Raw genomic sequence first — 17,300 nt, forward strand, 5'->3', positions numbered from 1 at the left:
GTCTACTTGAAGGGCTGGTTAGCTTTAGCGTGACAAGTGCTTGGGATTGGGGGTGAAGACGCTTTTTATCGTGGGTGCGCAAGGATCATTCAACAAACTGTCAAATGCTGTTGAATAAGCTTCAAGGGGATAACGGTGGGTGACTAGCTTTCCAAGTTCAGGAAGCCTGTGGGCAATGCGCAGCGCCCGGGGGAAGTGCTGGTTGTACTCGCCTGCGGCAATGATACTGATGGCATTGACCAAGAAGTGTTTTGCAGGGAGTGAATATTCATAATTCCCGTTGAATCCGAACAGGACAATCCTGCCACCTCGGGCAACCCGGCTGGCGGCTGTCTCGAGCTGATTACCCACGGTATCGATGACAACATCGTATTTTTCCTGGTTTTGCCCAAGGCACTCAAGTTCCTCAGGGCGCACGATGTTCAAACCCAGGGAGTGTCCGAATTCGATTCGAAAGGTATTCAAATCGGTAGCACATGTATGGACGCCCATCGCGCGCAAAAGTAGTTGTGCGACCAGGCTCATGGGGCCCGATCCTAGAAGCAGCACACGTTCCCCCGCTTTGATGGAGGCTTGTTCAATGTTGTTCAAAATACAGGCTACGGGTTCAACCAAGACGGCTGTTTCCCAACTCATGTCGTCTGGGATGCAGTGTACAAAGCGCTCGCGTGTTATGAATCGCTCCGCAAATGTACCGTGCTTGTTGACGCCGGCGATGTCCAGGCCCGCATTTGAACCGCCATTGCATAGATGGGTTCTAGCGGCGTTGCAATGTTCGCAGTTACCGCAGTATTCGTTGGGGTCTATCACCACACGCATCCCTTTACGCGTGCGTTTGACGCCTGCCCCTACATTGACAACGACGCCGACCGCTTCGTGACCACGGACGATTCCCACCTGTCCCTCTTCACGCCCGGACAATACCGCCAGGTCTGTTCCGCAAATGCCGGAGAGTACAACGTCTATTTCTATACCATCGGCGGGTAGCGTTTCGGACACTTCGTGACTCACCAAGCTCAACGTTCGTGTGCTCGCTAAACTGATTGCTTTCATATACCCATCAGCGCTCTATTCGATTTTTTTGGATGAAGCATGCCAACTAGAGAACCCGCTCTGCTGTATCTGGAGCGGCCTACGGACGTGCAGCACGGTTCATCCATTTGGAAACGGCTGGCATTATGCAAGGCTGACAGAGTTGGTTTCAGTCGAAAAAGAATTACCGATAACGACACGATGATTCATGTTGTTTCAGCTTGGCCCGCCAGGCGCCGTAAAGACAGGCCACGCATGGTCTTTTCTAAGTTGGCAGGGGGGTGAATATTATTATTTGGACACAACTTGCGATGTGCAATTAATCAATAACGGTAACAAACCTTTTACCCTTCAAGGCTGTGCACCAGGTTTTCAATCGCTTCCAGGGCGGCCTCATCCGGTGGCTCCGGTGTCGGATGTGCGTTGCGCATCTGGTATGCAAGACGGTATTCACTGGGCGTGCAACTGGCATATTGCTTGAAGGCGCGAGCGAAGTAGGACGGGTCCTTGAAGCCGGCCTCGTAGCCGATGCTGGTGATGGGCATCTGGCTGTTATCGAGCAGTTCCTTGGCGAAGCTCATGCGTTTGTTCAGCACGTAGTCAGTGAAACCGAGGCCATTGGCTTCCTTGAACACCCGGCTGAAACGAAACGTCGTCATGCCACAGCGCTTGGCCAGGTCGCGCTGATCGATGCTTTCGCGAAAATGCTGGTCGATGTACAGCATGATGTGGCTGAGGGCCTGGTGCTTCTGGTGCCCGGCGGTCAGGCGAATGCTGTCCGGCAGGGTCGGGGAGTGGTCGATCTGCGAGGTCTTTCCTCGGCCATTGGTATTGCGACGCAACTCGCACAGTTGCACCACGGCCGTGAGGTAGCGCTTTTTCTCGGCGGCGGACAAGGGCAGCACCATGTATTCCCAGACGCTGGAGCGCATGGCCCACACCGCCAGCTCTTCGGAGTGCTGCACGGTGAACATGGTGATGGGCGTGCCAGGTACGGTTCGTTTGATCTCCAACAGGCGTCGCAGGCCCGGCGTGTCCGGGCGGTCGAAATGGATGCAGATCATGTCGACCTGTTCCGCACTGGGCAGCATGGCGTTTTTTGCCAGCGTGCAGTCGCACGTGTCCTGGAATTGGGAGACGAGTTCCTTGGTGGACCGATCGTGAGTCAGATCGAACCATAACAGCTTTGGTTTTTCAGTCAGACTTGGCGCCATAGGACGACTACCCAGAGGTTCTTCCTGCCCTTTAGCTAGCAGTATTGTCACAGTGCTATCACTTCGCCGAATAAATTTTTATAAAAAACCGATCTTTTAGCGCCGTCCCGCCACGAGACGCTCGCGAGCGCCCGTCTGCGCTGCGGTACGGATGGATTTTCCGACCCAGCAGGCCCTTTCCCACCCGCCGCAAAAAAATCCTAGCGAAGTGCAAAATCCTCCTAACGGCTATGACCACCTGCTGACTAGGGTTGCATCAGGCAGTTCGCAATGTACTGCCCTTGAAAAACAACCCCGATGAGGTGTGCGAAATGACTCTTCAAACAATCAAGGCTTCGGTACTGAAGTTCGCCAAAGATGAAGATGGCCTGACCATTGTGGAATACGCCGTGGCCGGTGGGTTGATCACCGTATTGGTGGCCGCTGCGTTTGTGCTTCTGGGCGGTGCCGTGAATACCAAGATCCGTGCGCTGTGCCAGGCGGTCAACGGCAACGTTGCTTGCTGACAGCGGCAACTTGCGGTGAAGGGGGCACGGTTACTTTCAAGGGAATAACGCTTGCGACTCTTTTGCAGTGAGTACAACGAATCAATCAAATGGACTTCGCGCTGTCCCCTCCAACCAAGTTCGTAGCATAACTTCTTAACGCGCGTGAGGTTCATGAAATGACTTTCCAGACAATAAGAACTTCGATCAGCAAGTTCGCCAAAGATGAAGACGGCCTGACCATTGTTGAATACGCGGTGGCGGGTGGCTTGATCACGGTGTTGGTGGCAGCGGCATTCGTCCTTCTGGGCGGCGCAGTGGACACCAAGATCCGTGCGTTGTGCCAAGCCGCCAATGGCAACGTCGCCTGCTAACGATAATCACACTAGGGAGACGCATCATGTCCATGGAATTGCTGGTGTCGACGGTGCTGCTGCTGGGACTGCTGGGTGTGGCGGTGGTGAGCGATCTGCTTCGCCACCGCATCCCCAACACGCTGGTCCTGTTGGGCCTTGCCCTGGGGTTGGCCGGCCAGGTTTATACCGGTGGGCTCGGCGGCCTGGGCGACATCCTATTGGGCATGCTGATCTGTTTCGGGTTGTTCCTGCCTATGTACGCGGTGGGTGGCATGGCCGCCGGTGACGTCAAGCTGATGACCATGGTCGGCAGCTTCCTGCCTTTTCATTACGCACTGTGGGCGGCGCTGTTCAGCCTGATCGCCGGCGGTGTGTGCGGTTTCCTGATCGTCCTGGCCCGTGGCCAACTGCTCCAGACCTTGGGGCGCTATTGGTTGATGGTGCGAGCCCAGGCCTATCTGGCGCCGACTTCCGATGAAGTGGCCGGTAAACCCTTTCCTTATTCGATTGCGATCCTGATCGGTACTTTGAACAGCGTTTACTGGCAACTGGTTGCCGGCGGCTGGGGAGTCTAGTCATGCACGTCATCAACGATAGCGATGCCTACCCCAGCGAACGGGAAGCGGTCCAACGCCTGGCGCCACAACCTTGCACCATTCGCGACACCGGCCTGAGCGACAGTTTCCTGGGTGAGCTGGTGTGCAAGCATCTGCACGACGCCGGTGTGCTGGACATGTCGCGGCTGGTGGAGCGCCTGGCCCTGACTGGCGCGGTGCTGGAAGAGGTCCTGGCGTTCCTGCGCAAGGACGGTCGTGTCGAAGTGCTGGGCCAGCTGGGGCAAACGGGTGTACAGACGCTGCGCTATGGCCTGACCGAACGCGGTCGCAGTTCGGCGCGTGACGCCCTGGCCCGTAGCGGCTACATCGGCGCGGCCCCGTTCCCGGTGAGCACCTATCGCTCGCTGATCAAGATCCAGACCATTCACCATGGCCGCATCACCGCCAAGGACATGCACCAGGCCTTGGCCGGCCTGGTGCTGAGCCAAGGCATGCTCGACCAGTTGGGCGTCGCCCTGAATTCCGGGCGGGCGATCATGATCTACGGTCCGGCGGGCACGGGCAAAACCTATGTCAGCAGCCGATTGATCCGGCTGTTCGCCGAGGCGATCTGGGTGCCCCATGCCATCGTCATCAACGAGTCGGTCATCGAGATCTACGACCCGCAGGTGCACCAGCGCCTGGATGACCACGGCCAATCGAACAACCTGATGCTCAACGAAGGCATCGACCGCCGGCTGCTGTGCTGCAAACGCCCGATCGTCATTACCGGCGGCGAGCTGAACATGGAACAGCTGGACGTGCGCTACGACCCGTTCACCCGGCAATACCAGGCGGCTTTGCAGCTCAAGGCCAGCAACGGCCTGTTCATCATCGATGACATGGGCCGCCAGCGCATGGCCCCAGCCGAGTTGCTCAATCGCTGGATCGTACCCATGGAGGAGAAGCGCGACTTCATCAACCTGGGCGGCGGCCGGCATTGCGAGCTGCCATTCGACCTGGTGCTGGTGTTTTCCACCAACCTCAATCCCCTCGAATTGGCCGACGAGGCCTTCCTGCGGCGCATTGGCTACAAGGTGCAGTTCGGCTACCTCAAGCCCGAGGAGTACGAACAGATCTGGCGCCAGGAATGCGAACGCCTGGGCATCCCGTATGACCCCCTGTTGGTGCGCTATGTCCTGCAGCGGTTGTATGCAAGCGAAGGCATGCCGCTGGTGCCTTGTCATCCCCGTGACCTGTTGAACATGGCGCTCGACCGCCAGCGTTACCTGGGCGGTTCCGGCCCGCTGTTGCCGCAAGAGCTGGAATGGGCCTGGCACAACTACTTCGTTCAGCTCGACTTCCTTTGATCTGGAGATACCGACATGAGCTCTCGTACGCTTCCGCTGATAGGCGTTTCCCTGGTAATGGGCCTTGGTGCCGCATGGATGGCTGACGCCTGGCTGAGCGCGCGACTCAACGCGTCTCCCGATGATCATTTGCGAAGCGTGGTGGTCGCCACGGTGGAAATCCCCTTCGGGCAAATGGTCGAGGCCCAGCAGGTCACCACCGTGCGCATGCCCATGGACACGATCCCGGACGACGCCTTCGATTCCAGCGAGCAGGCCGTAGGCAAGATCGCCACCTTCGACATCCTGCGTGGCGACATCGTGCGGGGCGCGCGGTTGAGTGAGCACCTGGGTGGCAGCACCCTGGCTTCGCTGATCGCACCGGACAAACGCGCCATTTCGGTAAGGGTGGATGATGTGGTCGGCGTGGGTGGCTTCCTCTTGCCGGGCAACCGGGTCGATGTCTTGGCGACCAAGACCACCAGTGCCGGCAGCAACAGTGCGACGTCCCGGACCCTCCTGGAAAACCTGCGGGTACTGGCCGTGGACCAGACCGCAGGCACGGACAAGACCCAACCCGTAGTGGTGCGTGCTGTGACGTTGGAAATGTCGGCCACCGAAGCGGAATTGCTGGTCACTGCGCAGACCGAGGGCAAGTTGCAATTGGCCTTGCGCAACCCGTTGAACCTGGAGAAAAAGGCCGTGGCCGTTGCACCGCCAGCCCCGGCGCCAGTCATGGCGATGGCCGCTCCACTGCCAAAACCTGTGGTACAGCGCAGTGCCAAGCCGCAAGGCGGGGCGATCACGCTGATCCGCGGAACTGAAAGCAGTGTGATCAATGTCCGCTGAGTAACACCCTCCATGCCAGGCCCTTGTGGACCGTGGCGATGCCGATCCTCAAACGTTGTATGAGGGCTCGATGATGAATGCCAATATCCGGCGCCAGGGAGGGGCGGTGAGTGTACTGATGGTGATCGCGTTGGTAGCGATTTCCATGATGGCGGCGTTGGCCCTGGATGGCGGGCACATGCTGCTGAACAAGACGCGTCTGCAAAATGCGGTGGATGCCGCCGCCCTGGGCGGGGCCAAGACCCTGAGCCAGGTGAGTGGCAGCATCAACATGGCCAGCACCACTCGCGCGGCGGCCCTGGACACGCTCAACAGAAACGCCAACGCCGCCGGCAACACCGAACTGGCAACCGCCGTTGCTGGCAACCCGGGGGCGTTTGCCGTGGTGGAACTGTCCAGCAGCGTCTACGGCCCGTTCTCCTATCCAGGGCCAACCGATGCCAAATACGTACGGGTGTCGGTGGCCAGCTATCAATTGAACGGTTTTTTCTGGAGCTTCGTGCAAACGATGGGCAGCGCCGGCTTGGGCAACAAGCGCGTGGCGGCGATTGCCACCGCGGGGCCCAGCCCCACCTCTCCGTGTGATCTGGCGCCGTTGATGGTCTGTGGCGATCCCACTCAATACGACCCGGCCGCCGGCAACTTCTGGGGGTATCAGTTTGGCGATCTGGAAGTCTTGAAAACGGCGGCGGGGAACACATCACCCATCGGCCCGGGCAACTTCCAATTGCTGGATTTCGGCTCAGGCGGCAGCGCAGTCCGCGAGGATCTGGCCGGCGGTGGCTCGGTTTGCCGCAGTGTCGGCGACAACGTCCAGACTGCGCCAGGTAATAAAGCCGGTCCTACTTCCCAAGGCTTGAATACGCGCTTCGGTATCTACAACGGCCCCGTCAGTTCTTCGGACTACCCGCCGGACCTGGTCACGTCCTCAGGCACCCCGGCGATCACCTACAACGATGCGCTCTCCCAGGCGCAATACAAAGGCCAATCCATCAATTCGAGCAACGGCGATCTTTCGGCGGGCGGCGAGGCGATACAGGACTACAACGACTGGCGGGCCCAGGTCGCCGCCTGTGTGGCGGGGGGCGGCAGCGGTTGTGAAAGCAACGGGGTTTTCGAGCGCCGGATGTTGAAAATCGTGATCGGTGATTGCGCCGGGAAGCTGAGCGGCTCGACGTCGATTCCAGTCTTGGGGTTCGGCTGCTATTTCGTCGTGCAGCCGGTGGACGGCGGTGGTTCGGAGTCCATTATCTTCGGCCAGTTCGTCCAGGAGTGCGAAGGCGACAACGTACCCGGTCCTACGCCCTCCACCGATTCCGGCCCGCAGATCATCCAGCTCTACAAAACCTATCTCAACGGCAGCGGCACGCCGAGCACCGACTCGTAGGAGGCGTCATGGGACTTTCTCATTTCAAACCCGCACAAGCCCAGCAAGGCGTAGCGCTGGTGGAGTTCACCCTGGTGCTGCCGTTGCTGCTGTTGTTGCTGCTGGCCTTCGGCGAGTTCGGCCGCATGCTCTACCAATACAACGTGCTATTGCAGGCCAGTCGCGATGCCGACCGTTTCGTCGCCAGCCAGGCGTGGAATACCACCCTGGGCGGCATCACGCTGAACAACACGTTGCTGACCCAGACAAAAAACGTCGCGGTGTATGGCGTGCCCAGTGCTACCGGCACCGCCGTGGTGTCAGGGTTGACCACGGCTCACGTTCAGGTCGCCGCCGAGGGCATCGATCATGTGCGCGTCACCATAACCTACCCCTTCTGTCCGGTGATTGGTGCGGGTAACTGCACAGGTTCGATTCCAGGATTTTTCGGCAATGCCATTCCCTTGGGCATCCAGTTGGTCGCAACCACCGTGATGAGGGCGCTGTGATGAATCACAAACACATGCGCGGCACTTACATCGTGGAGTTTTCCTTCGTGGGCTTGCTGGTGTTCATCCTGCTGTTCGGCGTGGTGGAAATGGGCCGGTTGTACTTCACGGTCAACGCGCTGGATGAAGCGGCGCGCCGTGGAGTCCGGCTGGCGGCGGTGTGCAATATCAGCGACCCGGTGGTGTTGCGTCGGGCCATCTTCAACGCCGCGACGGACGCCGGCACCAGTCAACTGATCACCAGCCTGGCGACCACGAACCTGGCGCTGACCTACCTGGATGTCAACGGAGCCGTCGTGGCGAACCCAGCCGACACCTCCGGCGCCAACGGTTTCCGTGCCATTCGCTACGTTCGCTTGAGCGTGGAGAACTTCGTTTTCAACCTGTTCATTCCCGGCTTAGGCGTGCCCATTACCTTGCCCGCGTTCAGGGCAACCTTGCCACGCGAAAGCCTTGGGCGTCATTCCGATTCCGGGGAGATCACACCATGCTGAATACCAGGGAAACTCCGCTTTCGACCGCGACTGGCAGAGCCGGGCTGCGGATACTGATCAGCAGCCGCGATGCCACGGCCCTGCGTGACCTGCAATGCGTCTGCCAGCGTATGCCTGGCCTTGAGGTGAGTACGCGCCTGGTCAGCAACGGGCATGTCGACCCGCTCTACGGCCTGGACCGCATGCCCGACCTGTTGCTGCTACGCGTCAGCCACCTGTGGCGCGAAGAATTGTCAGCCTTGCTGCAACGTCCGGCCCATGAACGTCCGCCGATGCTGGTGTGTGGTCCCTTGGGTGAGCAGGAGGGCATGCGCCTGGCGATGCAGGCCGGCGCTCGGGACGTGCTGCCCGAACCCATCGCCGATACGGAGTTGGTGGCGGCCCTGAATCGCCTGGTGACGGAAGTCCGCCTCGGCAACGGCAATGAAGGGAAGCTGATCGCGGTGATCAGCGCCAAGGGTGGTTCCGGCGGAACCCTGGTGGCGTGCAACCTGGCCCAACAACTCAGCGCCCGGGCCGGCAATACGCTGTTGCTGGACATGGACCTGCAATTTGGCAGCGTGACCCATTACCTGGACGTAGCGCAGTCCCACAGCCATCTGGAAGTGCTGCAGCAGATCGATGACATGGACAGCGTCGCGCTGCGGGGTTTTTGCAGCCACTTCAGCCCGACCCTGCATGTGCTCGGTGGCCGGGCCGGCGAGTTGTGCCTGCCCCAGGACGCCCAACCCGAACAGCTCGATGCCCTGTTGCAACTGGCTCGTACCAGCTATGACTGGGTGGTGGTGGACCTGCCGCGGCAGATCGACCACCTCACCGGCTCGGTGCTGGAGCAGGTGGACCGGGTGTACGTGGTGGTGCAACAGAGCGTCAGCCACCTGCGCGATGCCAGCGCCCTGGTGCGGATCCTGCGTGAAGACCTGGGCGTGCGCGGGGATCAGTTGCAGATCGTGATCAATCGCTATGACAAAAACGCCGCCGTCAGCCTCAAGGACATCGGCGAGGCCCTGCGTTGCACGAACCTGTCGAAATTGCCCAATGACTTCAACCTGGTCAGCCAGAGTCAGAACACTGGCGTGCCGTTGGGGCTGCATGCGCCGAAGGCGGCCATCACCGCCGCCCTGCGCGATTTGACCGAAGACCTGGTCGGTCACCAGATGGCCACAGACAAGGGCCTGCTTAAACGTGCCTTCAACCGTTTTTTCGGGGGATGACCCATGATCAGCGACTTTCGTAACCGCTTGCGCAAACAACCTTCCAAATCCGGCGCCTCAGCGGGCACCCAGCCCGAGGACGGCTTGCCGGACCCGACGGACGCCTTGATGGCCTGGGAACAGGCCATCCCCGACGTGCTGTATGAAACCCGCAGCCAGGTGACCCCGGTGGAGGCCGAATGGCGGGAAAAGATCTACCAGCAACTGCTCAAGGTCATGGACCTGTCGTTGCTCGATACCCTTGAGCAAGCCGAGGCCGCGCGGCAGATACGCGAAATTTGCCAGCGTCTGCTCGAGGAACATTCGGCGCCGGTGAGTACCGTCAGCCGGCAACTGATCATCAAGCAGATCACCGATGAAGTGCTCGGCCTCGGGCCGCTGGAACCGCTGTTGGCCGACCATAGCGTGTCCGACATCCTGGTCAATGGGTTTGCCTCGGTCTACGTCGAGCGCTTCGGCAAGCTGCAACGCACCGACGTGCGTTTTCGCGACGACCAGCATCTGCTGAACATCATCGACCGTATCGTCTCCAGCCTGGGGCGGCGAATCGACGAGTCCTCGCCGTTGGTGGACGCCCGGCTCAAGGACGGTTCGCGGGTCAACGCGATCATTCCACCGCTGGCCATCGATGGTCCAAGCATGTCGATCCGGCGCTTCGCCGTGGACCTGCTCAACACCGACAGCCTGATCCAGGTCGGCACCATGACCCCGGCCATTGCCTTGCTGCTCAAGGCCATTGTTCGCGGGCGCCTGAATGTGCTGATCTCCGGCGGGACCGGCAGCGGCAAGACCACCATGCTCAACGTGCTGTCGAGTTTCATCCCCCACAACGAACGCATCGTCACCATCGAGGATTCGGCCGAGCTGCAACTGCAGCAACCTCACGTGGTACGCCTGGAAACCCGGCCGTCGAACATCGAGGGACGTGGCGAGGTGAGCCAGCGGGAATTGGTGCGCAATAGCTTGCGGATGCGTCCGGACCGCATTGTCATCGGCGAGGTGCGTGGCGCCGAGGCGATGGACATGCTCACGGCGATGAACACCGGCCACGACGGTTCGCTGACCACCATTCACGCCAACACCGCACGGGACGCATTAGGTCGAATCGAGAACATGGTGTCGATGACCGGGGCGACGTTTCCGATCAAGGCCATGCGTCAACAAATTGCCTCGGCCATCGATGTGGTGATCCAACTGGAGCGTCAAGAAGACGGCAAGCGACGCGTGGTGAGCATGCAAGAGATCAATGGGATGGAAGGAGAGATCATCACCATGACCGAAATTTTCTCCTTCGTGCGCCAGGGCATCGGTGAGCACGGCGAGGTGCTTGGGGAGTATCGGCCCAGTGGCATGATCCCGGCATTCCGCGATGTGCTGGCCAAGCGCGGCATCGAGCTGCCACTGACCCTGTTTCGCCCTGAGTGGATGGAGGGCCGGACGTCATGAGCAATATCCCCAGTGAGTTCATTCTGATTTTCCTCGGCATGGTGTTCATCGCCGTATTCCTGCTGTCCCAGGGCGTGGTGGTGCCGGTGTTCGGTGAAGCCGGCAAGATGCGCAAGCGTATTCGCGGGCGCTTGCATGTGCTGGAGAAGGCCAACCACTTGCCCAACATGCAGACCGTGTTGCGGCAGAAATACCTGACGCGCCTGTCACCCTTGGAAGCCCGCCTGGAACAGCTGCCATTCATGGCCAACCTGACCCAACTGATCGAGCAGTCCGGTCATGAATACCGGGCCTATCGGGTCATGCTGCTGGGGCTGGTCCTGGGGGCGGCGGCCGGTGCCTTGGTACTGATGGTCTCGCCCGTCTGGTGGCTGGCGCTGCTGGCGGCATTTGCGTTGACCTGGGTGCCGGTGTTGAAGATCCTGCGTGACCGCAACAAGCGTTTCGCCGCGTTCGAGGAAGGTTTGCCGGATGCGCTGGACGCCATGTGCCGGGCCTTGCGCGCCGGGCATCCGTTCAACGAAACCCTGCGTCTGGTCGCCGAGGAGCACAAAGGGCCGGTCGCCCAGGAATTCGGTATGACCTTTTCCGACATCAACTATGGCAACGACGTGCGCCGGGCCATGCTCGGCCTGCTGGAGCGGATGCCGAGCATGACGGTGATGATGCTGGTGACTTCGATCCTCATCCACCGCGAGACCGGCGGCAACCTGACCGAAGTGCTGGAGCGCTTGAGCCGCCTGATTCGCGGGCGTTTCCGGTTCCAGCGCAAGATCAAGACGTTGTCGGCGGAAGGGCGCATGTCGGCCTGGGTGCTGGTGGCGATCCCGTTCGTGCTGGCGATCGCCATCGTGCTCACCAGCCCCAGCTACATGCCGGTGCTGATCAATGACCCCATAGGGCACAAGCTGATCATCGGCGCATTCTGCGCCATGTTGATCGGGATTTTCTGGATAAAGAAGATCATCCGGATCCAGGTTTAAGCGCTGTTGCGCCAAGAGGTTTCAGTCATGGACTTTTTGCTCGGATTGTTGAGTCGGTTTACCGGTAACGAAGAACTGGCGCGCCTGTTGTTCATCGCCGCGATTGGCCTCAGCACGGTGCTGGCGGCCGTCGCGCTCCTGCTATTGATGCTGGGCTTGCAGGATCCGGTGCAGCGGCGCCTGGCGTTGATCAAGCGCGGTTACGCTGGAAGCACGACGGGGCAGGAGGCGCCGGGTAACCTGCAACTCTTGCTGGAACGGATCGGCCAACGCTTTGCTTCCACCGACCAGGCCCACACGTCCGCCACCCAGACCTTGCTGACCCATGCCGGTTACCGCTCTGCCTCGGCGGTGCAGATGTATTGGGCGGTGCGCCTGATGTTGCCGTTGTTGCTGGTCGGCATTGCGTTGTTGCTGCTGCCGATGGTCAAGGTTTCAGTGGCCATTGGTCTGCTGGCGGTCACCCTCATCGCGGGTATCGGTTGGTTGCTGCCGGCGATCTACGTCGGTAAACGCAAGCAGGCACGGCAAGGCCGGCTGCGCGCCGCGTTCCCGGATGCCTTGGACTTGATGGTGGTTTGCGTCGAGTCGGGCCTGGCCCTGCCCACGACGATCGAGCGGGTGGCCGAAGAGATGTCAGTCAGCCAGGTCGAACTGGCCGAGGAACTGGCGCTGGTCAATGCGCAGATCCGGGCGGGCATCACCAGCACCGAGGCGCTCAAGCAACTGGCCGTGCGCACCGGCCTGGAGGATATCCAGGGTTTGGTCAGCCTGCTGGCGCAGAGCATTCGTTTCGGTACCAGCGTGGCCGATACCCTGCGGATCTACGCCGATGAGTTTCGCGACCGGCGTACCCAGGCCGCAGAAGAGATGGGGGCCAAGATTGGCACCAAGCTGATCTTCCCGCTGATCTTCTGCCTGTGGCCGAGCTTCTTCCTGGTTGCCATTGGTCCGGCCATGATCGGTGTGTTCAGGGCCTTTGGGAATATGTAGATCGGTGGGTGTCCATGAGTCTTGTGTTCACCGCAGGCCTATTGTGCGAGCTTGCTCGCGTTAGTGGCCTGACGGCTGGAGTTGCTCTTGTTGACTGAGTACATATCCATTGCTGTGGTAACGGCTGCTTAGGGTTTCGCCCCGACGGCGACTCACTTTCGAAAAGCGCGAAAGTAAGCAAAGCGCTTTTTGCCCCACCACTCGGTGCCTCGCCTAGGCTCGGCATGCCCGAACGAAGGCATTGCTCCGTGGGCCCGCCGCGAAGGGCCATCCATGGCCCAGGCTGTGTAAAAACGTTTTAGAGCAGGTATGACGGTCAGAACCTGAACGAAAATCGCGTTCCTACGCAAATTTTAGGTCTGGCTGACTAGCCAAGCGCTGGCAGATTTTACGTAGCAACGCAGATCTCCAAACGATGTCTGCGTTTTTACACACTCTGGGCCCAGCGCGGCTATCCCGGCATCCATGCCGGGATGCCCACTACGCAATGCCTTCGTTCGGCCATCGTGGTTAACGGGGCGCCCGAGATCAACGTCCACCCCGAGGCGGCCTAGTAGCCGACCTGGCTCTCCCGGTCGTACACCCCATCAGATCTGTGGGAGCAAAGCTTGCTCCCACAGGTTTCGATCGTTCCCACGCTCCCGCGTGGGAATGCCGCCAGGGACGCTCTGCGTTCCGCTTCTGCAAGGTGACGCAGAGCGTCAGGGGATGTATTCCCACGCAGAGCGTGGGAGCGATCAACACCTCGTTGTGTCAGGTTGTCTGGATTCGATCGTTCCCACGCTCCCGCGTGGGAATGCCGCCAGGGACGCTCTGCGTTCCGCTTCTGCAAGGTGACGCAGAGCGTCAGGGGATGTATTCCCACGCAGCGTGGGAACGATCAAAGACCCGATTTCGTGGGCGTGGCTCCAGTTCCCTACGCGACAGCGCAGCGTCGAAGACGCGGCAATCTCTCCCTCGCCACGAGCGACAATTGATACGTTCAAATCAAAAGATCGCAGCCTTCGACAGTTCCCGTCCTGATTCGGAGGCAGGTACCGCCAAAGGCTGCGATCTTTTCGTTTGTCCAGCGTGTTTCATTTGCTACTGGTGATCTCGCCTCCCGAGTCCTGGTCAAAGAATTCCGGGATCGGGTAGTTGAAGCTGTTGAGCCAACGCTGCATGGCCATCTCGCGCTCGGCGGCCGAGGCGGTTTGCAGGTTGGTGGAGGCCACCACGCCGCGAATCTGCAGTTGCATCCAGCTCTCGGTGCCTTGCTGTGCGGCCGAAGAGGGGCCTGGGTCAATGGCCCAGGCGCTGCTGGACAGGCTCACCATGCACACGATCATCAATTGTTTGGTCATCATTTCTTGAACTCCTCGTAACGCTCTACTTGACCGCGCCAGTTGAGGCATCGACGATCTCGGTGGGGCGGTTGGCGGGTGACGTCATTGTGTTTGTGGCCGAACCCCTGATTTTTTCCGCACGGGCTTGGGCATCTGCCACTTGCTGGGGGCTCAGCTTGGCCATGTTCGCGAGCTCGGCGGCCTGCTTCCAGTTGTCCTGGTAGATCAGCAGGGTCACCATGTTGAGCGCAGCCAGCGTGTCGGACTGCTGGAGCTCCATGGCGGTCATGAACTCGAAGCGGGCTTCTGAAATGCGTCGTTGGTTGAGGTAGACGACACCCAGGTCGTTGCGGATCTTGCCTTCGGTCGGGGCCATTTTCGCTGCGCGTTCGAGGTATTGCGTAGCGGCTGCATTGTCATTTTTGGCGACTGCCAATTGACCAAGGCCATGTTCACCGTCTGCGGCCAGGCATGTCCCGAGCAGGCTTTTGTACAACGGTTCGGCCTCGTTGCGGCCCATCAGGCGCAGCACCCGAGCCTTGCGCAGGCGGACCTGGACCAAGTCCTCGGGCAAGCGTTCGAGGTTCGCCAGGCTGGCGTACAAACGACCTTCGTTGGCCATGTCTTCGGCCATGTTCAAGGCCAGTTCCTGGTCGGCTCCGGGCTTGGCGCAATCGGTCGTGCGTGAAGCCACCACGCCGCTGCTGGCACAACCGGCAAGCATCAAGGACGCCGCTAATGCGATCACTGTTTTCATGGAATACCCCTTGGCGAACCGTTGGACGTCGTACGCGTTGCACACCAGGCGCCGGCTCATTGGGAAAGCCCGCTGCGGTTGTCGAACTCGCCATGTTCGAGGAAGTACATACGGTAGAAATTCGGGTCGTAATTGCGCAGTTGTTCGCCCGGCAATGTTGGCAGTTGCGCGTCGGCGGCCAACGGTTGGACCAGGTGCGGCGTGACGATCATCAGCAGTTCGCGCTCTTCGCGGTTGATGGCGTTGTCACGAAAGAACGCGCCGAGAATCGGCACATCGCCCAGCCCTGGAAACTTGTTCACCTGGGAGCTGTTGCGGGTGCTGATCAGGCCGCTGATGACGAAGCTTTCGCCATCGGCCAAGGCGATGCTGGTGTCGGTACGACGTACCGTGAGTGCTGGCACCAGGGTCCCGGCGATGTTCACCGCGTTGGTGAAGTCCAGCTCACTGACTTCCGGAGCCACCTTCAGTGCGATGCGATTCTTGCCGATGACGGTGGGGGTCAGGGTCAGGCGAATGCCGAATTCCTTGTACTCGATGGACACGTTGTCGCTACCGGCACTGGGCACCGGGATCGGCACTTCGCCGCCGGCCAGGAAGCTCGCACTCTGCCCGCTGAGGGCCACCAGGCTCGGCCGCGCCAGGGTATAGGCGAAACCGCTGCCTTCCAGTGCGTTGATCATCAACAGGGTCTTACCGGTGGCAAAGGACAGGTTGAACATGTCGTTATTGACCGGCAATGAAGGCCGGACAATACCGCCGACAGTGGGCAAGGTTCTCGGCGAGCCGAACAGGAAGTTGCCACGACTGCCAAAAATCGACGTCGAGGCTTCCTTGAGTTTGGTCCGGCTGACTTCAACGAAACGAATGTCGGTCTGCACCTGGGCGAGCAGCATCGGATCTTCGGACGGTATGCTCGCAGCGCCGGTCAGCGCCTCGGTGGCCCGGCCTTTGACAAAGATCATGCTCTGGCGCGGTATCTTCGAACAGTCGGTCCAGACCATCAGGCTGGTGGCGCCGGGTGCCAGGCCCGTGAGAATAAAGGCATCGCTGCCACTGGGCTGCACATCGGCAATTTTCGGGTCGCCGACTGCCAACTTCGTCACGGGGGCGAGAATGCGCAGTTCGCTCTGGAGCCCTTGGCCGACCTCGAAGGTTGCCGGCAAATTGTCCAGTTGCGAACAATTTGCCGCTGCGGCCTGGGCCGCATCCAAGCCAAGACCCATCCAGAACAGGCCATGAAGGAAATGTTTTAGAACGGGAGCAGTACGATGGGTCATGAAGTGATCCTCGATGAAGAGGCCATCCCTAGGCTTGTCTATTTGCCTCGGATCACTTAAGAGGCCCGGGCTACCCCTTTCCATCTAACCTGACCGTTCATTGATTCCGGTTTCAGGCCTCGTCGCTTACCAACAAACGGGCGCATTTCACCGGCCTGACTGAACGACAGGCTGCTTGCAAACGACTTTTCGGTACCCGGGAGCTCCGGGATTTTCGAAGGCGACGACGGTGTCGATCAGTTCGCTTCAGGGAGCGTTTTGCCGACCCTGTCATCGCTTCTGTTTGACGGTAGTTCAAGCATGGCAAAGCGCCACGCCTTAAATAAAAAAATGACTAAAAAGTGACGGAAGGGAAGAATTCGCGCAAATGGGCGTCAATAATCTGTCTTTTTGTGTTGTGAAGGGGATTTGCAGGAGCCAGGTCTGACGGGGGAGGCGAGACCTGCGAGCCATTGCTGGTCGCAGGGGCTGGCGGATATCAGGCCACGTGGTAATGCACTGACAGTATTCCTTTCTTTTGCGAAAGCGAGGCGATGGTGACTGTTCCCAGTTCCTGCAGGTGCTGCACGTGAGTGCCGCCGCAACCGTAGGCGGGCAGCTCACCGAAACCGACTTCGCGCAGGCCTTCGCGTAACGTGATCAGGCGCGGCAAGTCGTTGGCAATCCATTCGTCGATGCCTTGCTGGATCATCGAGATGTCCAGTTCCTGAGGATTTTCCCTTGGCTGGAACTGTACGCGGCTTTCACCGGGCCAGTGATGGGCCTTGATCGGCGTCCAGCCGCGGGTCTCGGCGAAATGGCCGATCAGATGCCCAGCCGAGTGCAGGCGCGCATTCAACTGTCGACGTTGCGCATCCACGTGGATCGCAACTGTGCCCAAGGTCACCGGACTGTCGACGTAATGGACGATCTGTGGCCCTTCCTGGACCACGCGTAGCACCTGGCTTTCGCCGATCCATCCGTTGTCGCAGGGCTGACCGCCACCCTGGGGATGGAACAGCGTGGCGTGCAGCACCACGGCAAACTCATGTTCCCGGGGGCTGCAATCCAGGACTTCCACGTTGGCCTTGAGGTCATCGCTATGGAAAAAGAGGCGAAGCGTCATGTGCCAT

General features: G+C 60.0%; 18 protein-coding genes. 12 read left to right on the top strand and 6 right to left on the bottom strand.

All coding sequences use genetic code 11. The features are described 5' to 3' along the window. Positions 1–24: 24 nt before the first annotated feature. A complete protein-coding gene (locus tag TK06_RS29410; protein WP_063324880.1) occupies positions 25–1,053 on the bottom strand; it encodes an alcohol dehydrogenase catalytic domain-containing protein in 1,029 nt (342 codons plus the stop codon). Positions 1,054–1,376: 323 nt separating this feature from the next. Next, positions 1,377–2,246 carry a response regulator transcription factor gene (locus tag TK06_RS29415; RefSeq protein WP_063324881.1) on the bottom strand — a complete coding sequence of 290 codons (870 nt, stop codon included), beginning with the start codon at positions 2,244–2,246 and terminating at the stop codon, positions 1,377–1,379. 311 nt (positions 2,247–2,557) lie between these two features. On the opposite strand from TK06_RS29415, the gene TK06_RS29420 reads away from it, so the two are divergent. From TK06_RS29420 to TK06_RS29475, 12 genes are all read left to right on the top strand, one after another. Next, complete coding sequence (locus TK06_RS29420; RefSeq protein WP_008070254.1) at positions 2,558–2,752, top strand: Flp family type IVb pilin; 195 nt, start codon at positions 2,558–2,560, stop codon at positions 2,750–2,752. A 158-nt stretch (positions 2,753–2,910) separates the two neighbouring features. Beyond that, positions 2,911–3,105, top strand: coding sequence for a Flp family type IVb pilin (locus TK06_RS29425; RefSeq protein WP_063324882.1), 195 nt, complete (start codon positions 2,911–2,913; stop codon positions 3,103–3,105). Between the two features lie 26 nt (positions 3,106–3,131). Further along, entirely contained in the window at positions 3,132–3,662 is a 531-nt protein-coding gene (locus tag TK06_RS29430) for an A24 family peptidase (protein ID WP_063324883.1), read from the top strand. A 2-nt stretch (positions 3,663–3,664) separates the two neighbouring features. Continuing rightward, on the top strand, positions 3,665–4,993 hold the full coding sequence (locus TK06_RS29435) for a hypothetical protein (protein WP_063324884.1): 1,329 nt from the start codon (positions 3,665–3,667) through the stop codon (positions 4,991–4,993). A gap of 15 nt (positions 4,994–5,008) precedes the next feature. Continuing rightward, positions 5,009–5,821, top strand: a complete 813-nt coding sequence (gene cpaB / locus TK06_RS29440; RefSeq protein ID WP_063324885.1) for a Flp pilus assembly protein CpaB — start codon at positions 5,009–5,011, stop codon at positions 5,819–5,821. 70 nt (positions 5,822–5,891) lie between these two features. Continuing rightward, on the top strand, positions 5,892–7,208 hold the full coding sequence (locus TK06_RS29445) for a TadE/TadG family type IV pilus assembly protein (protein WP_063324886.1): 1,317 nt from the start codon (positions 5,892–5,894) through the stop codon (positions 7,206–7,208). Between the two features lie 8 nt (positions 7,209–7,216). Continuing rightward, complete coding sequence (locus tag TK06_RS29450) at positions 7,217–7,696, top strand: TadE/TadG family type IV pilus assembly protein (RefSeq protein WP_063324887.1); 480 nt, start codon at positions 7,217–7,219, stop codon at positions 7,694–7,696. Then, the gene (locus TK06_RS29455) at positions 7,696–8,190 is read left to right on the top strand and encodes a TadE/TadG family type IV pilus assembly protein (protein ID WP_063324888.1); all 495 of its coding nucleotides are present in this window, start codon (positions 7,696–7,698) and stop codon (positions 8,188–8,190) included. The genes TK06_RS29450 and TK06_RS29455 overlap by 1 nt, the downstream gene beginning before the upstream one ends. Continuing rightward, the gene (locus TK06_RS29460) at positions 8,184–9,404 is read left to right on the top strand and encodes an AAA family ATPase (protein ID WP_063324889.1); all 1,221 of its coding nucleotides are present in this window, start codon (positions 8,184–8,186) and stop codon (positions 9,402–9,404) included. Before TK06_RS29455 ends, TK06_RS29460 begins: the two co-directional genes overlap by 7 nt. A 3-nt stretch (positions 9,405–9,407) precedes the next feature. Beyond that, a complete protein-coding gene (locus TK06_RS29465) occupies positions 9,408–10,850 on the top strand; it encodes a CpaF family protein (protein ID WP_063324890.1) in 1,443 nt (480 codons plus the stop codon). After that, positions 10,847–11,833 (top strand): type II secretion system F family protein, encoded by a 987-nt coding sequence (locus TK06_RS29470; RefSeq protein WP_063324891.1) that lies wholly within the window; start codon positions 10,847–10,849, stop codon positions 11,831–11,833. The genes TK06_RS29465 and TK06_RS29470 overlap by 4 nt, the downstream gene beginning before the upstream one ends. A gap of 27 nt (positions 11,834–11,860) precedes the next feature. Continuing rightward, complete coding sequence (locus tag TK06_RS29475; RefSeq protein ID WP_063324892.1) at positions 11,861–12,826, top strand: type II secretion system F family protein; 966 nt, start codon at positions 11,861–11,863, stop codon at positions 12,824–12,826. Positions 12,827–13,902: 1,076 nt separating this feature from the next. Here the strand turns inward: TK06_RS29475 and TK06_RS29480 are convergent. The 4 genes from TK06_RS29480 to TK06_RS29495 form a co-directional block, all read right to left on the bottom strand. After that, a complete protein-coding gene (locus TK06_RS29480; RefSeq protein ID WP_063324893.1) occupies positions 13,903–14,172 on the bottom strand; it encodes a DUF3613 domain-containing protein in 270 nt (89 codons plus the stop codon). Between the two features lie 22 nt (positions 14,173–14,194). Continuing rightward, positions 14,195–14,908, bottom strand: a complete 714-nt coding sequence (locus tag TK06_RS29485; RefSeq protein WP_063325246.1) for a tetratricopeptide repeat protein — start codon at positions 14,906–14,908, stop codon at positions 14,195–14,197. 56 nt (positions 14,909–14,964) lie between these two features. Then, positions 14,965–16,188, bottom strand: coding sequence for a type II and III secretion system protein family protein (locus TK06_RS29490; protein ID WP_063324894.1), 1,224 nt, complete (start codon positions 16,186–16,188; stop codon positions 14,965–14,967). A gap of 478 nt (positions 16,189–16,666) precedes the next feature. Beyond that, positions 16,667–17,293, bottom strand: a complete 627-nt coding sequence (locus TK06_RS29495; RefSeq protein WP_063324895.1) for a hypothetical protein — start codon at positions 17,291–17,293, stop codon at positions 16,667–16,669. Positions 17,294–17,300: the final 7 nt, after the last annotated feature.

This window comes from Pseudomonas fluorescens (assembly GCF_001623525.1).
GTDB lineage: Bacteria > Pseudomonadota > Gammaproteobacteria > Pseudomonadales > Pseudomonadaceae > Aquipseudomonas > Aquipseudomonas fluorescens_Q.